Source organism: Simplicispira sp., from assembly GCF_028687295.1.
GTDB classification, from domain to species: domain Bacteria; phylum Pseudomonadota; class Gammaproteobacteria; order Burkholderiales; family Burkholderiaceae_C; genus Simplicispira; species Simplicispira metamorpha.
This window is the reverse complement of the sequence record NZ_JAQUAL010000206.1, coordinates 1-4142: the sequence shown is the minus strand read 5'-3', so window position 1 is coordinate 4142 and position 4142 is coordinate 1. Positions and strand designations below refer to the sequence as shown.

General features: G+C 65.9%; 4 protein-coding genes. 2 read left to right on the top strand and 2 right to left on the bottom strand.

The window, feature by feature from the left end; translation table 11 throughout:
* Together PHX69_RS15550 and PHX69_RS15545 are read right to left on the bottom strand one after the other, a co-directional pair.
* On the bottom strand, positions 1-1621 hold a 1621-nt coding region (locus tag PHX69_RS15550), incomplete at its 3' end, for a peptide chain release factor 3 (RefSeq protein WP_288044965.1).
* 233 nt (positions 1622-1854) lie between these two features.
* On the bottom strand, positions 1855-2805 hold the full coding sequence (locus PHX69_RS15545; protein WP_119012678.1) for a LysR substrate-binding domain-containing protein: 951 nt from the start codon (positions 2803-2805) through the stop codon (positions 1855-1857).
* Between the two features lie 190 nt (positions 2806-2995).
* On the opposite strand from PHX69_RS15545, the gene PHX69_RS15540 reads away from it, so the two are divergent.
* Both PHX69_RS15540 and PHX69_RS15535 read left to right on the top strand, forming a co-directional pair.
* On the top strand, positions 2996-3547 hold the full coding sequence (locus PHX69_RS15540) for a TRAP transporter small permease (protein ID WP_119012679.1): 552 nt from the start codon (positions 2996-2998) through the stop codon (positions 3545-3547).
* The coding region (locus PHX69_RS15535) for a TRAP transporter large permease subunit (RefSeq protein ID WP_288044961.1) at positions 3544-4142 on the top strand (599 nt) is incomplete at its 3' end. The genes PHX69_RS15540 and PHX69_RS15535, both read left to right, overlap by 4 nt.

Genomic DNA, 4142 nt, shown 5'->3' with positions numbered 1-4142 from the left:
TGGTCTGCAACGCCAGCCCCGCGTGCTCGCGCAGCGGGTGGAAGTGGATTTTGGGGAATCTTTCTTGCGCCAAGCGTACGTCGTAGGGGCTGGTACACAAATAGGCCAGCGTGTTGGCGGCGTCGTGGGCCAAGCGCAGGGGGTAGGCGTCGGTGAAGGCGCGCAGGTCGGCGGGGGTGTCGGCGGTGATCCAGCGGGCGCCGGTGTACTGGCAGCCTTCGAGGCGGATGTCGGCGTCGTACTCGGTCTTGAGGCGGTGCTGCACCACTTCAAACTGCAGCTGGCCCACAGCGCCCAGCAGCATGTTGCCGCCCGCATCGGGTTTGAAGACCTGGATGGCCCCCTCTTCGCCCAGTTGCGCCAGGCCCTGCTGCAATTGCTTGGTGCGCAGCGGGTTTTTCAGTACCACGGTCATGAACATCTCGGGGGCAAAGAACGGCAGGCCGGTAAATTGCAGCGCCGCGCCGTCGGTGATGGTGTCGCCCAGCTGCACGCCGCCGTGCGTGGTAAAGCCGATGATGTCACCCGCGTAGGCTTCTTCCACGGCCTCGCGGCGCTGGCTCATGAAGGTAACGACGCTGGTGGGACGCAGCTCTTTGGCGGTGCGCTGCACCTTGAGCTTCATGCCCGGGGTGTATTTGCCACTGGCCACGCGCACAAAGGCGATGCGGTCGCGGTGGTTGGCGTCCATGTTGGCCTGCACCTTGAATACCACGCCGGCAAAGCCTTCGTCTTCGGGCTGCACGGTTTTTTCGATGGTCTGCTTGTTGACGACGAGCGAGCTTTTGCGCGGGCCGGGCGGGGGCGACATATCGACCACCGCGTCCAGCACCTCCATCACCCCGAAGTTGTTCACGCCCGAGCCAAAGAACACCGGCGTGAGCTTGCCCGCCAGAAAATCCGCATGGTTCCAGGGGGCCGAGGCGCCTTGGGCCAGCTCCATGCTCTCCAGCGCATCGTCAAACGCCTGGCCAAAGCGCGCGCGCAGGCGCTCGGCCTCGGCCAGCGGCACCACTTCAAAGTCTTTGGGGCCCCGGTCGCTGCCGGGGGTGAACACTGTCATGGTCTGCGTGCGCAGGTTGATGATGCCGCCGAACGATTTGCCCTGGCCCACCGGCCAGGTGATGGGGCAGCAGGGCATGCCCAGTTCGCGCTCGACTTCGTCGAGGATGTCCAGCGGATCGCGCACCTCGCGGTCCATCTTGTTGACGAAGGTAATGATGGGCGTGTCGCGCTGGCGGCAGACCTCGATCAGGCGGCGCGTTTGCGCTTCCACGCCGTTGGCCGCGTCGATCACCATCAGGGCCGAATCCACCGCCGTGAGCACGCGGTAGGTGTCTTCCGAGAAGTCTTTGTGGCCGGGGGTGTCGAGCAGGTTGATGACGTGCTCGCGGTAGAGCATCTGCATGACCGAGCTGGCCACCGAGATGCCGCGCTGCTTTTCGATTTCCATCCAGTCGGAGGTGGCGTGGCGGCTGGCTTTGCGGCCCTTGACGGCGCCCGCAATCTGGATGGCGCCCGAGAACAGCAGCAGTTTTTCCGTCAGCGTGGTTTTACCGGCGTCAGGGTGGGAAATGATGGCAAAGGTGCGGCGGCGCCGGGTTTCGGGGGCGTAGGACACGGGGGAATTCCAGAAAGTGGGCCGGTGCGCAACCGGCGGGAGGTGCATTGCAGGCCGGTGCGGGGCACGGCGGGCAAGCGGGGCAAAGCGCGGATTTTACCGGGCGAGGGCCAGCGCCAGCGGGGGGCGCTGCCAGCGCGCGCCGCCCCGGATTTACTCTTTTTTTGATAGCTGCTTGCGCGCTCTGCGCAAGGGCTGGAGGCTTATTTTGCTGTAAACGACGGCGTCTGCCGTCACGGCAGCAAGGCGCTGGCACCGGCGACGCTGTGCTCTTGCAAAAACGTCCACATGGCCTGGGCCGTGCCTTTGGCGGGCTCTTTGCCGGTGGGTTTTTCGCGGTACACGCGCACATCCATGGCCATCTCCAGGCCGTGCAGTTCGGGCGGGGCGGCGCGGGTGAGGGTGCGTGCGCGCAGCTCTTTTTTGACGGCGCTGTAGGGCAAAAAGGCAATGCCGTGGCCTTCCAGCGCCATCGCCTTGAGGCCCTCGGCCATGTCGGTTTCATAAACGCGGTCGAGGTGGATGGGCGTGCTCGACTGCTTGAGGATCAGCTCGGTGACGCGGCCCAGGTAGGCCCCGGGCGCATAGCCCAGGTAGGGCAACGGCTGCCCGGCGCGCCCGGGCAGCGGGTACAGGGGCTGGCCCTGGGCATCGGCCTTGGCGTAGGGCGCCAGCACTTCCTGGCCCAGCACCACCATCTCGTAGCGGTTGGCATCGAGCTGAAAGGGCTGCGAGGCGTGGTGGTAGGTGATGAGCAGGTCACAGCTGCCCTCAACCAGGCGCATCACCGCGTCATGCACGTTGAGCGCAATCAACCGGCTCTTGAAGGGGCCGAACTGCTCGCGCAGGCTCGACACCCAGGCCGGAAAGAAGGTAAACGCCAGCGTGTGCGGCACGGCAAACTCGATCATGTCCTGGCTGGACGTGCCGTGGGCGCGCAGCGTGGCGCGGGTGTTTTGCAGCGCCTGCAAGGTCTCCAGCGCCTGATCGTACAGCGTTTTGCCCGCTGGCGTCAGGCGCGTGGGGTACGAGCTGCGGTCCACCAGATCGGTGCCCGCCCAGGCCTCCAGGGCCTGGATGCGGCGCGAGAACGCCGGTTGCGTGACGTGGCGCAGCTGCGCCGAACGGCTAAAACTGCGCGTTTCCGCCAGACTGACAAAGTCCTCAAGCCACTTGGTTTCCATGCGTGCATTATCGGCGCTGGCAAGGGGCCGCCCGGGCTGCGGCGCGCAACGCCTGCCAGAGCAGAACGCATAATGGCGCCCGCGTTCACAGCGCAACCCTGCTGACCCCATGGCGTACCACGCCAGCGCGTAGCAAACGGCCTGCCGCTTCGGCACCCTCCTGTCGCCCTGCCCCTGACGCTTCTCTCCCATGCCCCCCTCCCCAGAACCCGGGCCTTGCGCTGCCAACCCCGAACCCACCCTGCCCGCCAGCGATGAGCCGCGCTCGCTGCGCATTGAAGACTGGCTCACCGTCCTCGTGATGGCAGCGCTGGCCTTGATCACCTTTGCCAACGTGCTGGCACGCTACTTCACCGACAGCTCCCTTGCCTGGACAGAAGAAATCTCGGTGTTCCTGATGATCGTGCTGGCGCTGGTGGCGGGCTCGGCGGCTGTGGCGCGCGACCGCCACATCCGCATCGAGTTCTTTTCTGACAGCGGCTCGGGCGCACGCCGGCGTGCGCTGGCCCGCTTTGGCGCGCTGATGGTGGCGCTGCTGTTTGCCACCATTGCCGTGCTCAGTGTGCGCGTGGTCTGGGACGACTACCGTTTTGAAGAAACCTCGCCCGGCATTGGCGTGCCGCAGTGGTGGTACTCGGTGTGGCTGCCGGTGCTGTCGGCACTGATCACCTGGCGCGCCCTGGGCCTGTTCATCCGGCGCGGCAAACAGTCCGACGTGGACTTTCTGGAGCGCCAGCCATGATCGCTACGCTCTTGTTTGTTGCCTTTTTGCTGATGATGCTGGTGGGCGTGCCCATTGGCGCGGCGCTGGGTCTGGCGGGTGCTGCCGCGATTGCGCTGGCCAACCAGGATGCGCAGTGGTTCGGCCTGCTGGCCGTGCCACAGAACTTTTACGCCGGTCTGGGCAAATACCCGCTGCTGGCCATTCCGATGTTTGTGCTGGTGGGCTCGATTTTTGACCGCTCGGGCGTGGCGCTGCGGCTGGTGAACTTTGCCGTCGCCATCGTCGGGCGCGGCCCGGGCATGTTGCCGCTGGTGGCCATTGCCGTGGCCATGTTTTTGGGCGGCATCTCGGGCTCGGGGCCGGCCAACGCCGCTGCCGTGGGCGGCGTGATGATTGCCGCCATGCACCGTGCGGGGTATCCGGGCAGTTTCTCGGCCAGCGTGGTGGGCGCCGCCGCCGCCACCGACATCCTGATTCCGCCCTCGGTGGCGTTCATCATTTACTCGGTGCTGGTGCCAGGCGCCTCGGTGCCAGCGCTGTTTGCCGCCGGGATGATTCCGGGCATTCTGGCGGGCATTGCGCTCATCGTTCCGGCCGTGTGGATGGCGCGCAA